The organism is Shewanella sp. DAU305 (assembly GCF_026802235.1).
Taxonomy (GTDB): Bacteria; Pseudomonadota; Gammaproteobacteria; order Enterobacterales; family Shewanellaceae; genus Shewanella; species Shewanella baltica.
In genome coordinates, this window is sequence record NZ_CP113808.1 from 1,033,897 (window position 1) to 1,053,774 (window position 19,878).

Sequence of the window (19,878 nt, forward strand, 5' to 3'; positions counted from 1 at the left end):
AAAAAGCGCGTTGTTTAACGCGCTGTTTGATTTTGGGAACCTTATTACTGCGGGTCGGAAGCGATTAACGCGTGGCGAACATGGCCCAAGTGCGGCGACCTTGCTCCAGAATGATCCCCACGGCAAGTCCCGCAGCGGCGTTGATAGCGAGGCAAGTCACAGCGGTTGATAAAATCACAAAGATACAGAAGGGCTTACCATCGATTAAGCGTTTCGACCATGCTAATTGTAGCCCCGCAGTGGTCAGTAAACTGCCGAGGATTGCCATAGGAATAAGGCTTAATAGCCAAGCGATATTAGTACCCCAACACAGGGCTATCATTAAGCACGTACTGCCAAAAATTAACGGCGCCAGATAAGTGCGAGCACCAAAATGGTATTGCACCGCAAGTCCGCCCGCACCGTGGCACATGGCCGAGGCACCAAAGGGCGCGAGCAATAAGTTGGCAAGACCTGAGCTAATGGCGAAGTTTTTGGGTGTGAGTTTGGCGGCATCTTCAGGGTATTTCTCCTGTGCCATTACAGATGTAGCAATCACTGCATTGGTTAAGGTGAGAGCCAGTTGTGGCAAAACCAACAAAAGGGCGGCAGAGGTCCACTCAATAGATGTCGGCCACGCTAATTGAAATGGCGCTGTCATTGCTTGAATATCAAGGTTAGTGGCTAAACTAGTTTGTGTACTGGCTTGCCAAATCATCCCCGCCGCTATGACTAAGGGCATGGCAAGGTAGCGCAGCGGCAAAAATTTACTGATAAATAACAGGACAAAAGCTCCCACGCCAAGCAGCCAAAACTCACTCATCATCTTAGTGCCCATCCACATCAGTTGCAGACCTATGGCGAGTTGAATGCCAACACTTACTGCTTGGGATAACTGTTTTGCTAACCAAGTAATGGCGCCGCTAAAGGCCAATATTAGCAGGATTACGCCCATCAACATGGCACTGGCTTGGAGCATTCCTGGCGTTAAGCCTTGGGCTATGACTAGTGCAGCGATGACCTTCATCGGTTGCACGGGAATCGGGTGACGGTAAAACAGCGCGCTTAAGATAGCGAATAGCCCAAAGCCTAGGAAAATTCCTTGGGGTGAAAATTGATTGAGGGCAATCAGCCCCAACACCAAAGGCAAAAAAGTGCCTAAGTCGGCAAAGGCACCACTGGTTTCACCGAGTAAACGGTTGAATGAAAGATGGGATACTGTTTGGGATATTTTGCCCGAGGTCATACTGATTGCCGTAATTGAACACGCTATGACTACGCAAAATAAATGCCATAAAAATCAGATGATTTGGCGGATAGACAGAGTCAAACTACCGTGAATCGTCACCCAGTGAGACAAACTGGGGCAAGGTAGAAGACTGGCTGAGTCTAAATGTCTGCGTTTGTGCCAGAGTGGCAACATCATAAAAAAGAGATCTTAGTGAAGCACTAAGATCTCAAAGGGTATTGCAGGGAATGGCTTAATTAAGGCTGTTTATGTTTTGGTCCTTGTTTATTCTTCATTGGGTCACCTTGATAACCTAGGGCTTGCCAATCGAGTCTTGAGCCTTTGTTATGGCAGTCGTTGCAATTTAAGGCCTGTGCTTTAGGTGACACCATATGGTTGATACGCCACCACATTTCTGTTTCAGCAAAGCCATATTCGCCACTGTATTTCAGGCCTTTTTCTACCATAGTCGGGTTGGCTTCCATTCCGAGTTTGGCAGCTAAGCTCCAATCGAAATCGCTCCAGTAACCGCCTTTGCCATAGACTTTAGCGGTCACAAAGATATTGAGTTTTTTGTCGTAAATCTGCTTACCAGTGTGAACTTTAAAGGGATAAATTTTCGCTTTTGCATCATTGATATCGCCTATGGGGTAGGTGAGTTTTGTGATGGCATTCGGGTCCATTTTATCGCCTGTCATGTACGCATTGGCTGTACCGTTATACCAAGCGTATTGGGGTTTAACCATTTTCTCCCAGACAAAATTGCCTTTTTTCTTCTGGTAGGTGTGTTTGCCGTATTGGTCAACGGCTTCTGGTTTATCCTCGCCTGCGGTTGACCAATCCCAACGCATTTTGGTGGGTTCATTCTTAGCAAAGTAAGGGATATGGCAGGTTTGACAGGCAACCGTTGCCGTATGAGTGTTGAGCTTCTTATTGCTGTGCGGTGCGCTGTCGTGGCAGTTTTCACAACCAATATGGTCTATACCACCGGGAGATACGCCCATCGCATTGCCCGATATCTGATGTTTTTCAGTGGTGTGGCAGTTCTGACATTGAAAGTCATTACCGTCGCTATCCATGTGCACATCGGTCGCTTTGTCTGGGTAAGACATGGAAGAGTCAAGATCGCCATGTTTCACCGCATCGCCACCTCCGCCATAGAAGTGGCAACTGCCGCAGTTGTCGCGAACGGGCTTACCGACATTTTGGGCGATTTTAGCTAAGTCGAGTTTTGCCATTGGCTCGCCCGCGCCTGCAGGATCTTTTACATAAGTTCCAGTCGTATCGTGGCAGACAAGGCAATCGACTTTAGTTTTATCTTTAAAATCAAAATCGTTATCTTTCCAGCCGTAGCCCGCATGGCAGCTGGTACAGCGAGGTTCGTTGCCTGAAATTGAGGTGCAGAAGTTATTGATACTGTTCTTTTTGCCCCTAAGTACGGTTCTGTCTGGCAGCTTTTGTTCTAACTCCCAAGTCCAGTGGGAGGTTTTCATTACGTCTGTGGCTTGGTCTTCATGGCACACTAAACATTGTGCCGTGACTTGCGTACCCGTCGCAAAGGGGCCCTCGAGCACTTCTTTATGTGGATTGGCGGCATAGGTATTTAATGTCATACCCGCCAAGGCAATGAGTAAGAGTCTTTTCATTTTGTACTCCCGCCCTCGGCTTGACCGAGGGCTAATGGCTGTTATCTATGACGGATTAGAAGTTAATTGTGAGTGAGGCGTTCACGTCGAAGGCGGTATCAACCACAGGCAACATGGAATAAGCCGTACCGGCTAATACATCATCAATTTTTTGCGGAGCACCCACAGGTGTGCCGCTACCTGTGTATTCATAGTCGTAGTAAAGCCCGGCCAGTTTGATAAACATTTTGGGATTGATATCAAAGATGTAATAGGCTTCGGCCACATGACCACGGGTGGCAAGTTTGCTACCGATAGGGTCGTCTTGGGCTTGGGTGAAGGGTGTCCAATATTTAGAACCATAGTTATATTCCAGACCAAACTTACCGTAGGGTGCAGGAATTTGTACGCCGACATAGATGCCGTAACCGTCTTTGGTATCACTATCGTCACTGGTTTTAGGCACCATAATGATCTCAGTACCAGTGCTATTTAACTCAGCCTCGAAGATAGCATCGGATAACATGCCACCAAACATACCTGCGTTGCCATTGGGCTCGGCGCGAGTCCAGCCGAGTGAGGCAAACCATTTGATATCGTTTGCTTCTTCCCGTGCAAAGCCAATCCCGCCTAAGTACATGTCACCAATCACACCGCTGGGTTGTACTCGGGTAACAAAGTTAAAGTTGTCGAACTTTTGCATATCTTGGTACATGGTCGGAGCAAAAATTCCCGCCAGTTGGGTTGGAAAGGCCATAGTGCCTTTAAAGCCGTCATTTACGTTTTTCGCGCCAAACAGGGTGAATTGCAGGAAGTTAGTTCCATCGTTGATGGCATCGATATTAAAACCGCCGAGGTGAGTATCTTTAGTGACTATGTCACCGAACATTTCGCCATTGCCCCATTGTGATTCAAAGCCTTGGCCGTAGCAGAAGCGGACGACTTGGCCTTCTATTCCGGTGATTTCCCCTAGGTTATAACCTAAGGTCGCGCCATCGAAGTTGAAGTTAACTAAATGGCCTGAAGGCGTGCCGCCGCGTAGCTCGTTTTCACGGTAGTGGCTTGGTGGGCCATAGGTTGAAGGGCGACGGCCAATGGAGAGATAAAACTCGGAGCCGTTGATTTTTTTCCAGTCAAAATAGGCGCGTTCGACCCGCAGCCAGTCGCCACTGGTATTGCCGCTGCTGGTGCCATCCATAGTGAAAGACCGCCAAGAGTCAAATACTTGCACTCCTGTTGAGTCGCCCCAGTTTTTGAACATACTGAGACGGCCAGCAAAGCTGACGTTATCCCATACTTTTGCCTTGAGGTTGAGGCGCAAACGAGTGGTGTAGTAGATGTCGTTATCTATGTCCTGCACGCTTTTGGGGGCGAGCACATAGGGCATCACGCCCTGCAACATGCCATTTTGGAAGGCGGCGGCAAGGTCTGGATTGGCTTGCATCATTTTTCCAAGTGGCGAATTTAGATCGTTGGGCATGCCGAAGGCGCCAGACATAGCTTTGGCGCCAAAGTCGTTGAAGTTAACCTTCATCGCGGGGCTCCAGACTACATCTTGGTAATGCAATGAATGGGCTTTAGTGCGGAAATCACCTGTAATTTCAAGTCGATCTAAGGATGTGTGTCGCTCGGTTTTATCTACGCGATCATTAAGGTCATCCAATTGCTCGGTAATATCGGCAAGTTGCTGCTTGAGTTCGGTAATTTTTTGCGTTTCACTTTGCACATCGTTCGGTGCAGCAAGGGCTTGGCCCGACATAAACAAGGCATTAGCAACGAGTATTGAGATAAGGGTACGCATAAGGTTTCTCCCTGAGTTTTTCTGTTGGCGCTATCTCGCTAAGAAGCATTTCGCCAAATTTACCCAATAGGAGTCCCTGAGGTGTTTCCCCATTTTTCTCGCATTGGGTTTTTAAATTCTTTAAGTCAATGAGTTAGGTCGCAGTTGCAGGGCTGCTTTCTACCATTGCCTTAGGCCGTTAAATTGGCAGAGATCAGCCGCAGGTTTGTGGTTGGTCTGAGTCGGCGGCGTGGTCATACAAAAATTGCTGTATGTCCTTGAGGTCTTGTTCTGTGAAGCCGTTGAATACCTCTGGTTTGAGTTTGTGCTTATCTTTATCAAAGAAGCGATCCCATTGGCTCATGGTCTTGGTCATCGGGGTGAGTTCACCGCCTTCGCCACCTTGGCTGTGGCAGGCTTTACATTCTTTTTTGTATAAATGTTTACCTTTCTTTGGGTTACCACCGTCTGCTGCGTAGGCATTGATACCTAAGCTGCCGATTACGGCCATTGCTATTGCTACCTTGGTTGACGTTTTCATCATCTCGTTCCTTACGTTTGTGGTCATTTGTATGACTTTGTTGGCGAAGTGTTTTTATTGATTCCGCCTTGTGAAGAAATTTATCAAAAAATACAGCGGATAAATTTGAGGTGCATCACTTCCATTAAAAAAATCTAATTGATAAAAATATCATTGATAAAAATCTAATTGACTATATTTTGTCGCGGTTTACGTCATTTTTATTTCAGTAAAACCAATAGGTTGATTTTTTAGCTAAATTAGCCATGACGATTTTACCTGTCGTGTTTGGTACTTAACACGCAAAAAGTGACTGTGACTTGGTTAACACTTTGTAAAATATGCATTAACAAAAGTAGCTATTTTAAAATTAGCGAGATGGTGGAGGGATGTGGCACTAAGCTGAAAATGCCACAGCATGATCAGATATTTTTAGTTTTTGGCTCGGGTTTGATGAGTGTTTCTGAACCGTATAAGCCTAAACAGTCTAGGCGAATAGGGACTCGGGACTGACTATCAGCTTAGTGAGTGGTGGGCGATTCGGTGAGATTTAGCGGAGGCTCGACACCATAGGATTCAAATAGCCGAGTGATTTCGCCTGAGGTGCGCATGTCGTCGACTATCTGGTGAACTTGCTTGGCATATTGATGCAGTGGCGACTTGAGCGGAATGCTGAAATAGCGACCGTTCTTGCTGATGTCGACGTATTCCATCTGCTTAAGTTGGGGATCTTTAGCAAAGAATGGCATCTCATGTTGTTCGGAGGTGATGGCTAAATCGATACGTTCTGCCTTCAACATATTGATTAACTGGCCGTTATCATTAACAAAAGACACTTTTAGTTGGTTTTGATTGTCATTGAACTGCGGACAGTAAAAAGCGCCTCTGAGTGCGCCAATGATATAAGGCTTTAATTCATCGAAATTTTTGACCTCAAGCTGTCGATTCGCAAGGGCAAAGTAATAGACGTAGCGCTTGTCGTAGCCCAGTAGCATAGGGTCCAGAAAATCGTTGCGCTCGGGTGTCATCGAATGGACGGGAATGAGGTCGACTTGTCCCGTTTCGGCGACTTTAATCGTGCGTGCCCAAGGCACATTACTCCAATTTACCTTGTGACCTAGATGGGTGATAACTTGATTGATCACCGCAGCACCTGGGCCTTTGCATTCACCATTTTCGAAATAAATAACAGGATGCCTATCGCGACAGTGTGCTTGCCAGACAATAGCAGAGGTTTCTGCTCTCGCTTGGGGCAGAAATAAGCATGAAATGACGATTATCAGTATCAGCCTCATTCATCTTGCCTATTAAAATGGTCAGTTTTAATTATCGGGCTGGACAGTTAATCCGACTAGGTTTTATGTCTAGTCATTTAGCCGTACAGGTTTAGTGAATACAATGATTGTAGTGCTTATAAATCCACTGTGCTTTTTAAGTAATTATAAATGCACTCTATTTTGCCACTAAAAGGTTTGGCTTATTTAATTTGGCCAAACCTTTTCTGGGACTCATTCGCTGCTGCGAAACTTACCTATACAGACTCAAGATAGGGCGTTAATTGAGTTTCAATGGCCTCAATTTGGGTTTCGGCGTAGGCAAGTTCAGATTCTGTTAAGCAAGATTTAGCGCTAGTTTGGTAGAGCAACTGATCGCTATTCATACCGTATTTGCCAAAATGACGCAGTAATAAGCTAGACCAAATAAACACTTGTACTGGCTTGTTTAATCGCTCCGTACTGTAAATGTCCACCAGTTCTTGCATGGCATTTTCATTACCTAGCTCTGCCGATTTGATGTACCAAGCTTCTGCTGCCTGTAGATCCTCTCGCGTAGGATTTTCACCACTTAGAAACGATTCAGCCTTGTTGCCATAGAAATAGGCTTGTTGCTCAGTGGGGATCGGATACTGATGCAAGAAACTGTCACGCAGCCGCTCGGCCTCTCTTATCTCTAAGGTGCCTAATTGTTGACTCAATCTAGCTAATTCTTTTAGGTGATCAGCGCTATGGCTCATGGCCGCGAGCTGATAATACATTAACGCTTTAATCGGCTGGCGGCTCACGCCTAAGCCTTGTTCATGTATTTTGCCTAAGCCTGATAGGGCGTCCTCATTCCATTCTGTGATGAGTTCTTCGTAGTAATTTTTGGCTTTTAGGTAGTCATCATCATTTTGCGGGTCGACGAGTAAAAGATTGGCCAACGTGACCTGAGCAAAGCTATTACCTGCTTCAAAGGATTTCGTTAACCAATAACGGGCCTTGACATAATCCACTGGAAAATCTTCGCCATAAAAGAAGCGTCTACCCAAGTAAAATTGTCTGAAATCATTGTCTTCGGCTTGTTCGCTGAGCAAAGCCTCTGCACGAGCTACATCTTTTGGCCCACCTTGGCCAGCGAGGAGCATATTGCCTAAGTGCTCTTTGGCCAGTTCATCGCCATTAGCCGCCGCCTTTTCAAAGTACTGCCTCGCTTTGGCAAAGTCAGACGTCACTCGTTTGTCATGCCAATAAAGCGCCCCTAGGTGGTAATCGGCATCTGGATGTTGCTGGGCTGCGGCTTTTTCAAACCAATCAATTGCTTGAGTCGCATCTGGATCGAGTAAAGGCTGCCTTTCATATAAAAGCCCGAGTTCATACTGAAAGGCGGCGTCGCCTGCTTCAGCATTGGATTTGAGCTGAGCCTCCAGCATTTCTAGATCTTCCCGAGTTTGCGCTTCAGGCGAAAGCAAATTCGGTAGCGTTAACAGTGATAAGTATTGGGCATCGAGTTCGGCCGCTTTTTTATACCAATCGTTCGAGGCTTTAGTATCGGCTGGCACTTGTGGGAATCGACCCGAATATAATTCGGCAAGAGTGATAGCCGCAACGGCCAGCCCTTTATCCACGGCTTGATGAATAAAATCTAAGCCTGTTTCTACTTGATCTTTATTAATCAGTGCGATGCCATGATGGAGTAGCGCATTGGGCTCTCCTGCGGCAAGCGCTTCGGCTTGAGCTTGTTTTTTTTGATATTTAGCGAAGAAAATAAACAGTACAACAAAAGCAATAATTATGAGTATCAACAACATAGTAATCCATCACTATCGATATTTGGGAGCATAGTAAACGTAAATTCGTACAAGAATGCAAGTTTACAATGTGGGCTAGGTTGACCGACTACGCCGGTCAACCCCATGATCATTAGCGTTATTTATCTTGCAGATGGATCTCTCTGATGGGGCAGGCAATCTCGATTCCCGCCTGCTTAAGGGCGTTGTAGAGTGCTAAGTTCACCTTATATTTATGCTGAAAATAGCTTTGCGTGGGCACCCAATAGCGCACTCCCATTTCAATCCCGATAGCATTAAAACCATTGATGCCGATATTGGGCATGGTCTCTTGATAGACATAGGGATTGTTGCTCAATAACTCAGTGATCACACTAATGGCCCGTTCGGGATCTGTGTTGTAACTGAGATTAAACTGGGTTTCGACCAGTTTATTGCTAAAGGAATTATGCAGGATCTCACCGACGATATGCTTATTGGGAATGCTGATTTGTTCGCCTTCCTCATTACTCAGAATGGTCATGCCTAAGTGAATACGTTTAACGACGCCGCTTTCCCCTTTGATTTCGATAGTGTTTCCCACAACGAAAGGACGGGTGACGATAATGGTCACGCCGGCGGCATAGTTGGCTAACATGCCTTGTAAGGCTAAGCCAGCACCTAAGGAGGCTGCACCAATGGCTGCTACCATAGGGGTGACGCTGATGCCAATTTTGCCGAGGGCGATGATCCCGACCATGATGATGATCAGAATGCGGATAAGGTTACTGACAAAATTGCTTAAGGTAATGTCGATATTGTGTTTTTCGAACTGTTTTGCGACTAAACGTGATGCCTTACTAGCGACCCACAAACCCAGTAAAAAGATCAGCAAAGCGCCGACCAATTGGAAGCTGTAGGTGACTAGAAACTCTGTGATCAGCTGATAAACGCCTTGTAGTTGCTGCAATTCCTGATCGAGTCCAGGTGTTATCATTATGATATCCTTGTAATAAACTTAACTGTGCGATTATAGCGCAGAAATCCCATCAAATACTTATTCGCCATGCATGTGTGAAGCGTATCATGTAATCGCGGTTGGTTTAATGAGTCGATAGGGGGAGTCAGGTATGCTGTCCGCCTATCCAATAATGGAGTCGAGTGTTTATGAAAACGCTGTTGTTATGTCTGTCTTGTCTATTAACCCCCATGTGGGCGTATGCTGCGAGTTATGTTGCTGGCGATGCGATTAATCCTATTTCACTTCTCGATCAAAATGATCAAACGATAAGTGTGACAGATGAAACTCAAGTTTTACTCTTTAGCCGCAGCATGAAAGGCGGCGATGTGATTAAAGAAGCACTCACGCCTCTGAGTATGACTCAAATGCCTGCTGGGTTAGTTTATGTCGCGGATATCAGTGGCATGCCTTCTTTAATCGCTAAGTTTGTTGCTGTGCCACAAATGCAAGATTTACCCTTTGCGATTGGGTTAGATAGGGAAGGTGAGATCAGTCGTTTATTACCCGATACCAAAGATATGGCCACTATGATATTGCTCAATCAGCGTAATATTTTAGATATCGCCTATTTTGATTCCAGTGAAGCCTTGGGCCAAGCACTCGCAAAATTGAATCAGCCGCAGTAACGATTCAATTTAACTGACCTATTTTAAAGCATCACATTAGCCTTCTTTCTTGGTGCGCTCGCCCCTCAAGCTTATCGCTTTGGGATGGAAATGTTGGCTTGAGCCAGTCTATCCATCTCCTTTGCGATAACGTCGTAAAAAATTCACTTTTTATTCTGATAATGCACACAAATTTACCTTAGGGTTTGTGTGCATAATCATTTGTTTTATAGAGGCTTTTTTTGGTGGTTTAGCCCCTTAAAATATTGTGGAATAAAAAGTTATAAATTCAGCATAAAAATTCGTTGCGTAAAGCGAGAAAATATCGTTTACTGCGCACGTTTTTTAAGACATTACACTCACTTTTATCTACCTGACCCAAAGGAGACTCTGGCCCAATGAGCCAATTTCAATCTATTGATGTTGCTGACTATTATGACATGGACACATTCAAGCGTATTGAAGCGTTTGCCAAAGACAAAGCAACCCCGTTCGTAGTGATTGATACCAGTATCATAGCGAAACAATACGATGACATGGTTAATAGTTTTCCTTACGCCAACGTTTATTATGCAGTTAAGGCAAACCCCGCGGCCGAGATCTTATCTTTACTTAAAGATAAAGGGTCAAACTTTGATATTGCCTCAATTTATGAACTAGATATGGTCATGAATGTCGGCGTGACAACCGACCGAGTCAGCTACGGCAATACCATTAAAAAGCGTCAAGATGTACGTGCATTTTATGAGCGCGGCGTGCGTATGTATGCATCCGACTCAGAAGCTGATCTGCGAATGATCGCCGAAGAAGCACCGGGATCGCGTATTTACGTGCGCATTTTGACCGAAGGTACAGACACGGCTGATTGGCCGTTATCGCGTAAATTCGGCTGCCAAAACGAAATGGCCTATGAGCTATTAGTATTGGCGCAGGAATTGGGTTTAGAACCTTTTGGTATTTCGTTTCACGTCGGTTCACAGCAACGTGACATCGGTGCTTGGGATTCTGCCATTGGTAAAGTGAAAAGCATTTTCGACCGTCTGCGTGATGAGCACAATATCACCTTGAAGATGATCAACATGGGCGGCGGTTTCCCTGCTAACTATATTGATAAAACCAATCAATTGGGTGTGTATGCCGAGCAGATCACTCACTTCCTGAAGGAAGATTTCGGTGACGATTTACCGCAAATTATTCTGGAGCCAGGTCGTTCGTTGATTTCTAACGCGGGGATTTTAGTGTCTGAAGTGGTACTGATCAGCAAAAAATCCTACACAGCGTTAGAGCGTTGGGTATTTACCGATGTGGGTAAATTCTCAGGCTTGATTGAAACGATGGACGAGGCGATTAAGTTCCCAATTTATACTGATCGTCAAGGCGAGCTGGATAAATGCGTGATTGCCGGCCCAACCTGCGACAGTGCCGATATCATGTATGAGCACTACAGCTACGGTTTACCGAATGACTTAGCCATTGGTGACCGCATGTATTGGTTAACTGCTGGCGCTTATACGACGACGTATTCTGCAGTGTGCTTTAACGGTTTCCCACCGCTGAAAGATTACTATCTGTAAGCGATTGCGATGACATGAATAAGGGCGCTTAGGCGCCCTTGTTGTTAACTAAAGAAGTTTGGGATTACTCGTGGGATTTGAGGATCTGATAAATCTCTTCTTTTAGGTGTAACTTTCTGCTTTTGAGCTCTTTCACTGTCGGATTGAAATCACTGGCGACACGTTTTTCCAGTTGTTTGATTTCCTCGTCTAACTGATTATGCTCGTTAAACTTACGTTGAAAATGAGCATCTTGGGTTTTCAGGGTGGAAATTAATTCTCTGTACTCTGGAAACATCGGCATTCTCCTTGTCGTCATCTACTACACTTCTGGTTTCGCCTTAACCCTAACCTTTCACTCTACAGTGAAACGTGACTTAGATCACTCTTCTCCCTGCTTCAGATTAATACTAAATGATGATTTATTTTAATCACTTATAAATCATTGGATTAGATGATTTCGGCCGCTGTCTATAGCATGTGATTAGGATCTGGTTCACACTTTGTTAGGCATAAATCAGACTGACATTCGCTGCGCGGGCAAATTTGCTATCTTGTGAGCAGATGCGAGGGTAATTGGTAATTTCATTACGACTAAACAATTACTTCTTGCCGATAATTCTGTGATCAAGTTAACCTTCACCGCTTCGATACTAGGTTAAAGTCGATTTTATAAGAATTTAATTATCAAAAATGAAAGGGGTTTTCACAATGGCTGATGTATTTCATTTAGGTTTGACCAAAGCAATGCTCGATGGTGCAACTTTGGCAATCGTTCCTGGTGATCCAGAGCGCGTAAAACGTATTGCCGAACTAATGGACAATGCGACGTTTCTTGCTAGCCACCGCGAGTATACAAGCTATTTAGCTTATGCCGATGGCAAGCCAGTAGTAGTGTGTTCAACCGGTATCGGTGGTCCATCTACTTCTATCGCAGTAGAAGAACTTGCACAGTTAGGTGTGAATACCTTCCTGCGCGTTGGTACTACAGGCGCAATTCAACCCCATGTGAATGTGGGCGATGTAATTGTGACTCAAGCTTCAGTGCGTTTAGATGGCGCGAGCTTACACTTTGCACCTATGGAGTTCCCTGCGGTTGCAAACTTTGAATGTACCACTGCTATGGTTGCAGCGTGTCGCGATGCAGGTGTAGAGCCACACATTGGCGTAACGGCTTCTTCTGATACTTTCTACCCAGGCCAAGAGCGTTATGACACTGTCACTGGCCGTGTAACGCGTCGTTTCGCGGGTTCAATGAAAGAATGGCAAGATATGGGCGTACTGAACTATGAGATGGAATCTTCCACTTTGTTCACTATGTGTGCCACTCAAGGCTGGCGTGCAGCCTGTGTTGCTGGTGTGATTGTAAACCGCACCCAACAAGAAATTCCTGATGAAGCCACAATGAAGAAAACCGAAGTAAGTGCGGTTTCTATCGTGGTTGCTGCAGCGAAAAAACTGTTAGCCTAATTTTTATTACGCTAAGCGACACTCCCCTGCAAAGTGAGTGAACAAACTAAAAAAGGTGCCAATGGCACCTTTTTTGTTGCTTTAAAACTATGCCGATACCGATTAGAAGTGGTATTGGGCAATCACAGAGTAAGTGTCTTGATCGACGCCTTTCACACCGTATTTATTGGTCCACAGATCGTATTCGATACCCACCAATAATTTATTGGCTTGATGATCACCGAACAGACTCTTACCAAGATCGTATTTTAACTGTGGATTGAAGTGGAAGTTCTGTTCGTAGCCATTATCATCGGTGGCAAATACCCAGTCGATAAAGCCATCGAGCACTATGTTGGCTGAGCCAACTGGAATGTCGATGCGAAATACTGGGGTGAACTGCCAGCCGTCACTGTTGTTACCTGTGCTCATGCCATTGCGGCGATAGGTATTAAAGTTCAGGTAAGTGAAATAAGGCACGACGACATCAACGCCTAAACCGTACAGCAGGCTGTGAACTGGGCCTTCACCTTCTTCATAGGTCAGTGCCAGAGACAAATCTGTCACTGGGCCAAAGGCGATTTTCTCGCCGAGGATTTTACTGGCACTGAAGCGTGGCGAAATTTCACCATAGGTGGTGCTTTCCATGCCTGTATCGTTGCCTTTGAAATAGATAAAGTCTTGGAAGGCAAACCAATCACCGTATTTCCAGCCGCCCGCCGTTTCTAAGGTGATAGTGGCTTGTTTGTCCGATGGTGCTAAATCGTAGTCTTCACCATAGAGAGCTGTTGCACTGAAATCCCACCATTGTACTAAGTCACCCGCAAATGCTTGAGGAGAAAGCATGAGTGCTAGGCATAGGCATGTTTTTTTCATTGTTATTTCCTGTTGTATAGGTCGAAGTTAATTCGTGTCTTACTCAATCCGCTCTCTGACCTATGGCATGGTTTGATGGGTAAGTTCAAACCTAGCGTGGGTGTACGTCAAAGGACTGGCACAAAAGTGGGGGCAATATATGCAAAAATTTACATTTATTCAAAGTTTTTATCGAATGTTGTTGTCAAAATCACATAATCATTATGGTTAAAATCAATTTTTAGCCAATTGATTTTAAATGGATTTTATTCTTATTGTATGAGTGTTTCCTTTGAGGTTAGCTATCTTTTTGAATTGATTATGCTTAATTTTAAAACAACCTAAGGGCATTGCCGTGTGGATGTGGGAGAATGAGGCTTAATACATAGGCGATTGATTGCGCGTTTAGCTTCGTAAATTTTGACATATTATGTCGCTTATCCGAAAAGCTGCTGTTATAGTTGCTGCAAGGACACTCTCATTTCAGGGGGAAATATGGAGTTTTCAAATCCGATTTTAGTGTGGGCAGTGGTGGGGCTAGTATTCATGCTCGCCGAAATAGTGGTTCCCGGTGGCATCATAGTGTTGCTGGGGGCGGCTTGTTTAGTCGTGGCTGGCGCGTTAGCCATAGGGCTAGTCGAAGGCGTAGTGCAGAGCATGACCCTATGGTTTATCTCGGCCATAGTGCTGTTATTGACCTTCAGACAAGTGACTCAAAGGCTCGTTGGTGGTGATTCCCATGTGGATAACACGGATGAAGCAATCGATCTATACAATCAAATTGTTCGCGTAAAGCAGACCATAGGTCCTGGGCAAGCACCTGGGCGGGTGGAATTTCAGGGGAGTGAATGGCCAGCGCTGGGCGATGGCACCACTATTGCTGCGGGGACCGAAGTCAGAATTATTTGTCGTGAAAATATCGCTCTAGTCGTTGAGCCTATTTCAATAGAAGCTTCCAAAAACTAAAGGATGGAATCTATGTTTGTATTTACCTTAGTCATTTTATTTATCTTTTTTATTCTCTATAAGTTGATGCTTATCGTGCCGATGCGTGAAGTGCATGTCATTGAGCGTCTTGGCAAATTCCGTGCAGTATTAAGCCCTGGATTTCATTTTTTGATCCCTTTCTTCGACCGCGTCTCCTACCGTCACGATACCCGTGAGCAAGTATTAGATGTGCCGCCACAGAGTTGTATCTCTAAAGATAACACTCAACTGGAAGTGGACGGCTTAGTCTATCTAAAAGTGATGGACGGCAAATTGGCGAGTTATGGTATTGAAAACTACCGTAAAGCGGCGGTGAATTTAGCCCAAACTACAATGCGTTCTGAGATTGGTAAGCTGAGTTTGAGTGAGACATTCTCCGAGCGTGATAGCTTGAATGAATCCATAGTGCGGGAAATCGATAAGGCGTCTGAGCCTTGGGGGATCAAAGTCTTGCGCTATGAAATTCGTAATATTACGCCTTCGCGCCATGTGATCCATACACTTGAGAAACAAATGGAAGCTGAACGTCGAAAACGCGCCGAAATCACCTTAGCCAATGCGGAAAAAGCGGCGATGATTAATATGTCTGAGGGTGAGCGCCAAGAGGCGATTAACCTGTCAGAAGGTCAAAAGCAGAAACGGATTAATGAAGCCAAAGGTACCGGGCAAGAGATTGCTATTATCGCTAAAGCGAAATCCGAAGGCATGGCAATGATCTCGCAGGCGTTAGCGGTTAATGGCGGCACCGATGCGATGAATATGTTATTAAAAGAGCAGTTTATTGCTCAGGTTGGCAAGATCCTCAATGATGCACAAGTCTCTGTGGTCCCCGCTGAAATGGCGAAACTTGAAGGTTTCTTCGAAGGCATGGAGCAAGTTACTCAGACTGTGAGTGGCCAGAATAATAGTGGCAAAGGAGCGCGATAATGAATATTCCATTAGATACAGATTTGATTGTGATGGCAATTTGGGGACTGATTTTTGCCATTTTCGTGATTAAGCTTTTCCAATCAATTCGCCTAGTACCCACTAAATCGGCTTATATTGTTGAGCGTTTAGGTAAGTACCACAGCACCTTAGATGCGGGTTTCCATACCTTGATCCCCTTTGTGGACAAAGTCGCTTTCATTCATGATTTGAAAGAAGAGACCATCGATGTACCGCCGCAGGAGTGTTTTTCGAGCGACGAAGTTAACGTTGAAGTGGACGGGGTGATTTATATCTCTGTGACCGACCCAGTCAAAGCCAGTTACGGTATTACCGATTATCGCTACGCGGCTATCCAGTTGGCGCAAACCACCACACGCTCTGTCATTGGGACGCTGGACCTTGACCGCACGTTCGAAGAGCGTGATGTGATTTCTGCCAAGGTCGTGCAGGTATTAGATCAAGCCGGTGCCATGTGGGGAATACGCGTGCATCGTTATGAGATTAAAAATATCACCCCACCTGAAACCGTTAAAAATGCCATGGAAATGCAAGTGAATGCTGAACGTGAGCGCCGGGCATTATTGGCTAAGAGTGAAGGCGACAAGCAGAGCAAGATTAACCGTTCAGAAGGTGTTAAAGCTGAGACGGTAAACCGCTCTGAAGGTGAGATGCAGCGACGTATTAACGAAGCTGAAGGTAAGGCTGAGGAAATTTTAACTATTTCCCGTGCGACGGCGGAATCGATCGAACGTCTTGCCACAGTTATTGCTGCGCCGGGTGGCCACAATGCCCTGCGGATGCAACTTGGTGAACAGTACTTTAAACAGCTCGATGGCTTAAGCCAGAAGAATAGCCGAGTGGTATTGCCGGGTAATATGGTGGATTTCGATTACTGGATGAATAGCATAGGCTTAACGGAAGAAAAACCGAGCTAAGGCTGTGGTTAACATCTGAAACTAGCTAGATCATTAAGGTCAAATACTCAGGTATTTGGCCTTATTTTTTGGCTGTAATTGGGTGATGTGTGTGACGGTTTGTGTGGTGGATAGTGTAGAGGAGAGGGGGAGATCATACAGCTTCTGTTGAATGAACCGCCAGAAGCTGCAGTTGGGCATAGATAAATTTTTCATTGAATGGAAGGCTAATAAGCTAGGCGTTCATGAATTTGGGAATGGGCGTGGGTTTCAATGAGTTTCGCAATTTGGTTTTGTTCTAATTGCTGAAGCGCTGAAATTTCGTCATAAATCTTGTCTTGAACATCCAGCGGCATGCGAACATGCTCCATAAACATTCTAATTCCTAGCATGTCACCACTTTTGAAAAGTTGGCTGAATTCGGTGGCTTCTATCTCTATTAATGCATTCATAATACTTCACCCTAAGGTTGGATTTGACACAGATACAACAGTCTTGCTGTTACTTAAGAGATACGCCTAAGTTTGATCTAGGTCAATTAAACTGCATATTAATCTTTATTAATAAAGGATTTTGTTGTTTATAAATAATCAGTTATAGATTTAACAAAACAGTACTATTAAAAAATAGGGCTGTTTAAAACTGGGGATGTCGAGGTGAGCTTGGGTAAATAGTGAGTGATGTTATGTGGCAAGCTAAAGCGAGATCACATTAAGTCTAGCGGATAAAAAATAGCGACGAGCTATAAACGCTGGCCGCTATTTTTTGTGACTAGGCTTATTAAAATAAGCCTAGAAAGGGTGAAGCCTTATTTAGGGATTGCCAGAATCTGACAACCATTAATCCCCGCATTTTGTAGCGTATGACGCTTACGTTCTGCATCACGCTTACGTTCGTAAGGACCTAAAGCGACTTTGTACCACATACCTGTCGTACCTTCGACCTGTCTTACTTGCGCCTCTAAACCTTGGAAAGCGATCACGGCTTTCATCTCGTTCGCCTGTGATTCTTGGCGGAAAGAAGCACACTGCAACTGATATTGCATCGGTGTTCGGCTCGCGACCACATCGGGAATATCGACTTCAACATGCTTGTTTTCAAGCTCACTGAGATAGGTCCATTCTTCCTTCGGTTGAGGCGGCAGAGCGTTAGGGTCCTTCTTCGGCGGAGCAACAGGCTCTGCTGTCTCCTCTGTCGCCACAGGAATAACGACGGCTTTACGCTCGGGTTCTTTCACCTTAGGGGTGAGCACCACATTTTCTTGCGGCTTAACTCGGACTTCAGTTTTCTTAGCCGGAGTTGGCCTCGGCTGCTCTTCTTGCTGAGCATTATCTTTAATGCTCCATAGAAAATAGACGAAACAACCCACAGCGAGTATGACAAAGCCTATCAGCGTCAGCGGCAGCTTCTTACGCGGCGCTGATTTAGATTGTGAAGGCTTTGCTCGGGTTGGGCGAGTCGCGCGGACTGGGCGCGGTTTAGCGCCCGACTGCGGCCTTCTATTGGCATAATCGCGATTACTCATGGCTTACATCCGCTCTAAGGTTTCGATACCGAGTAGATTTAGGCCTTTTTGTAACGTACGAGCCGTCAGCTGTGCGAGTAATAAACGGCTGTTCTTTTGCGCGTCGTTATCAGCAGCAAGTACGGGGCACGCTTCGTAGAAACTTGAGAAAGCTCCCGCTAATTCATACAGGTAAGCACACAGTACGTGCGGTTGACCTTTATCGACAACGCGACTGAGGATCTCACCGAACTGCGCTAACTTGTTACCGAGGTCTTTCTCTTTTTCATGCTCAAGCACGATTTTCGCTTGGCTGAGATCCAGATCGGTTACACGCTTGAAGATGCCTGCAACACGGGTGTATGCGTACAGCAGGTAAGGTGCGGTATTGCCTTCGAAGCTGAGCATTTGTTCGAAGCTGAATATGTAATCGCTGGTACGGTTTTTCGACAAGTCAGCATATTTAACGGCACTGATCCCAACGACGCGAGCGATTTCAGTCAGCGTGACTTCATCCATATCTGGATTTTTGCTGCGAACGAGTTCAAGTGCGCGCACGTTGGCTTCTTCTAACAGGTCGACTAACTTAACGACGCCGCCGCTACGGGTTTTGAATGGACGGCCATCTTCGCCGTTCATCGTGCCAAAACCTAAGTGTTCCAATGACATATCTTCACGAACAAATTTAGCCAGCTTGGCTAGGCTGAAGACTTGTTGGAAATGCAGCGCCTGACGTAGGTCAACAAAATACAGTACACGATCGGCTTTTAACACGTTCGAACGGTAGCGCATTGCCGCAAGATCTGAGGTGGCATACAAGTAGCCGCCATCAGCTTTTTGGATGATCACTGGCAGTGGCTCACCTTCTTTATTGCGGAAGGCTTCTTGGAACACAACTTTGGCGCCGTTGCTTTCGGTTAATAAACCTTGGGCATCTAAATCTTTAACTACTTGTTCTAGATCGGCGTTATAGGCACTTTCACCGTGCACGTCGGCGCGGGTCAGGCTCACACCTAAACGGGCGTAGACTTCATGGCAGTGGCTCAACGAAATGTCGTTAAATTCGCGCCACAATTTGTTGCAGTATTCGTCGCCAGATTGCAACTCAACCACTAATTGACGAGCGCGGGTCGCAAACTCTGCCGATTCGTCGAAGCGCAGTTTGGCAGCGCGGTAAAAGTTTTCTAAATCAGACAGTTCAAGTTGCGCTTTCTCACCGTTTTTGGCGCGTAGCTCTTCCATATAGGCCAGCAACATACCAAATTGTGTCCCCCAGTCGCCCACATGATTTTGACGAATGACTTTGTGGCCTAAAAATTCCAGCGCACGTACCACACTGTCACCAATGATGGTTGAACGTAGGTGACCTACGTGCATTTCTTTGGCGAGGTTTGGCGAAGAGTAATCGACAACAACGGTTTGCGGTGTCGGTAACTTGATACCTAAATGCTCATCGTTGACGGCATTTTGCAGTTGATCCGCTAAGGCGCTGTCGTTGATAAAAAAGTTGATAAAGCCAGGACCTGCGATCTCAACCTTAGCCACATAAGCCGAAGCTGGTAAGGTGTCGATGATCAGTTGGGCTAATTCGCGTGGATTCTTGCCTGCGACCTTAGTCAGCATCATGGCTAAGTTGGTTGCCAAGTCGCCATGACTCTTATCCTTGGTTCGATCTACCTGAATGCGCGCTTCAAAGTCAGCAGGCACAATACCTTGTTGTTTAAAGGATTCTAGAGTTTGTTCAAGTAATGATTGGATATGTGATTTCATGGGTTCTAATCGGCACTAACTTTAAGAGTGAATACAGGGAATAACCGCATATTTTAGCCGTTTGTGGTTAACAATTGCTATCTTCCCGATGATTTTTTATCAAATGGCGCTTAAATACTTATCAAATACGCTA

Annotated in this window: 18 protein-coding genes; 6 read left to right on the forward strand and 12 right to left on the reverse strand. The window is 45.4% G+C overall.

Annotation, left to right across the window (positions count from 1 at the left end; genetic code table 11):
* Positions 1-64: 64 nt before the first annotated feature.
* The 7 genes from OX890_RS04590 to OX890_RS04620 all read right to left on the reverse strand — a co-directional run bounded on the left by OX890_RS04590 (position 65) and on the right by OX890_RS04620 (position 9,154).
* Complete coding sequence (locus OX890_RS04590) at positions 65-1,225, reverse strand: putative sulfate/molybdate transporter (protein ID WP_268650154.1); 1,161 nt, start codon at positions 1,223-1,225, stop codon at positions 65-67.
* 239 nt (positions 1,226-1,464) lie between these two features.
* On the reverse strand, positions 1,465-2,853 hold the full coding sequence (locus OX890_RS04595) for a tetrathionate reductase family octaheme c-type cytochrome (protein ID WP_107946426.1): 1,389 nt from the start codon (positions 2,851-2,853) through the stop codon (positions 1,465-1,467).
* 55 nt (positions 2,854-2,908) lie between these two features.
* Entirely contained in the window at positions 2,909-4,633 is a 1,725-nt protein-coding gene (locus OX890_RS04600) for a DUF3373 domain-containing protein (protein ID WP_259522112.1), read from the reverse strand.
* 193 nt (positions 4,634-4,826) lie between these two features.
* A complete protein-coding gene (locus tag OX890_RS04605) occupies positions 4,827-5,156 on the reverse strand; it encodes a c-type cytochrome (RefSeq protein WP_268650155.1) in 330 nt (109 codons plus the stop codon).
* Between the two features lie 497 nt (positions 5,157-5,653).
* Positions 5,654-6,427: a substrate-binding periplasmic protein gene (locus tag OX890_RS04610; protein WP_115335641.1), complete on the reverse strand. Its 774-nt coding sequence runs from the start codon at positions 6,425-6,427 to the stop codon at positions 5,654-5,656.
* 236 nt (positions 6,428-6,663) lie between these two features.
* Positions 6,664-8,199: a tetratricopeptide repeat protein gene (locus OX890_RS04615; RefSeq protein ID WP_268650156.1), complete on the reverse strand. Its 1,536-nt coding sequence runs from the start codon at positions 8,197-8,199 to the stop codon at positions 6,664-6,666.
* A 118-nt stretch (positions 8,200-8,317) separates the two neighbouring features.
* Positions 8,318-9,154 carry a mechanosensitive ion channel family protein gene (locus OX890_RS04620; protein ID WP_011847958.1) on the reverse strand — a complete coding sequence of 279 codons (837 nt, stop codon included), beginning with the start codon at positions 9,152-9,154 and terminating at the stop codon, positions 8,318-8,320.
* A 170-nt stretch (positions 9,155-9,324) separates the two neighbouring features.
* Here OX890_RS04620 and OX890_RS04625 point away from each other — a divergent pair, with 170 nt between their 5' ends.
* Together OX890_RS04625 and OX890_RS04630 are read left to right on the forward strand one after the other, a co-directional pair.
* Positions 9,325-9,804 carry a hypothetical protein gene (locus OX890_RS04625; protein ID WP_011847957.1) on the forward strand — a complete coding sequence of 160 codons (480 nt, stop codon included), beginning with the start codon at positions 9,325-9,327 and terminating at the stop codon, positions 9,802-9,804.
* A gap of 377 nt (positions 9,805-10,181) precedes the next feature.
* Positions 10,182-11,357 (forward strand): type III PLP-dependent enzyme, encoded by a 1,176-nt coding sequence (locus tag OX890_RS04630; RefSeq protein WP_006083289.1) that lies wholly within the window; start codon positions 10,182-10,184, stop codon positions 11,355-11,357.
* Positions 11,358-11,421: 64 nt separating this feature from the next.
* Here OX890_RS04630 and OX890_RS04635 read toward each other — a convergent pair whose 3' ends face one another.
* The gene (locus OX890_RS04635) at positions 11,422-11,634 is read right to left on the reverse strand and encodes a YdcH family protein (protein ID WP_006083288.1); all 213 of its coding nucleotides are present in this window, start codon (positions 11,632-11,634) and stop codon (positions 11,422-11,424) included.
* 413 nt (positions 11,635-12,047) lie between these two features.
* Here OX890_RS04635 and udp point away from each other — a divergent pair, with 413 nt between their 5' ends.
* Entirely contained in the window at positions 12,048-12,806 is a 759-nt protein-coding gene (udp, locus tag OX890_RS04640) for a uridine phosphorylase (protein WP_006083287.1), read from the forward strand.
* A gap of 102 nt (positions 12,807-12,908) precedes the next feature.
* Here udp and OX890_RS04645 read toward each other — a convergent pair whose 3' ends face one another.
* Positions 12,909-13,661, reverse strand: coding sequence for an outer membrane protein OmpK (locus OX890_RS04645; protein WP_126491064.1), 753 nt, complete (start codon positions 13,659-13,661; stop codon positions 12,909-12,911).
* A 474-nt stretch (positions 13,662-14,135) separates the two neighbouring features.
* Between OX890_RS04645 and OX890_RS04650 the strand changes: the two genes are divergently transcribed.
* From OX890_RS04650 to OX890_RS04660, 3 genes are read left to right on the forward strand one after another with little or no spacing between them, the layout of a single operon-like run.
* Positions 14,136-14,606, forward strand: a complete 471-nt coding sequence (locus OX890_RS04650; RefSeq protein WP_126491065.1) for an NfeD family protein — start codon at positions 14,136-14,138, stop codon at positions 14,604-14,606.
* A gap of 12 nt (positions 14,607-14,618) precedes the next feature.
* Positions 14,619-15,554 carry an SPFH domain-containing protein gene (locus OX890_RS04655; RefSeq protein ID WP_006083284.1) on the forward strand — a complete coding sequence of 312 codons (936 nt, stop codon included), beginning with the start codon at positions 14,619-14,621 and terminating at the stop codon, positions 15,552-15,554.
* On the forward strand, positions 15,554-16,492 hold the full coding sequence (locus tag OX890_RS04660; protein WP_006087061.1) for an SPFH domain-containing protein: 939 nt from the start codon (positions 15,554-15,556) through the stop codon (positions 16,490-16,492). The genes OX890_RS04655 and OX890_RS04660 overlap by 1 nt, the downstream gene beginning before the upstream one ends.
* Before the next feature lie 206 nt (positions 16,493-16,698).
* Here OX890_RS04660 and OX890_RS04665 read toward each other — a convergent pair whose 3' ends face one another.
* From OX890_RS04665 to argS, 3 genes are all read right to left on the reverse strand, one after another.
* Positions 16,699-16,923, reverse strand: coding sequence for a hypothetical protein (locus OX890_RS04665; RefSeq protein ID WP_006083282.1), 225 nt, complete (start codon positions 16,921-16,923; stop codon positions 16,699-16,701).
* Between the two features lie 356 nt (positions 16,924-17,279).
* Positions 17,280-17,996, reverse strand: a complete 717-nt coding sequence (locus OX890_RS04670; protein ID WP_012088109.1) for an SPOR domain-containing protein — start codon at positions 17,994-17,996, stop codon at positions 17,280-17,282.
* A 3-nt stretch (positions 17,997-17,999) separates the two neighbouring features.
* Positions 18,000-19,745 (reverse strand): arginine--tRNA ligase, encoded by a 1,746-nt coding sequence (argS, locus tag OX890_RS04675; protein ID WP_006083280.1) that lies wholly within the window; start codon positions 19,743-19,745, stop codon positions 18,000-18,002.
* Between the last annotated feature and the right edge of the window lie 133 nt (positions 19,746-19,878).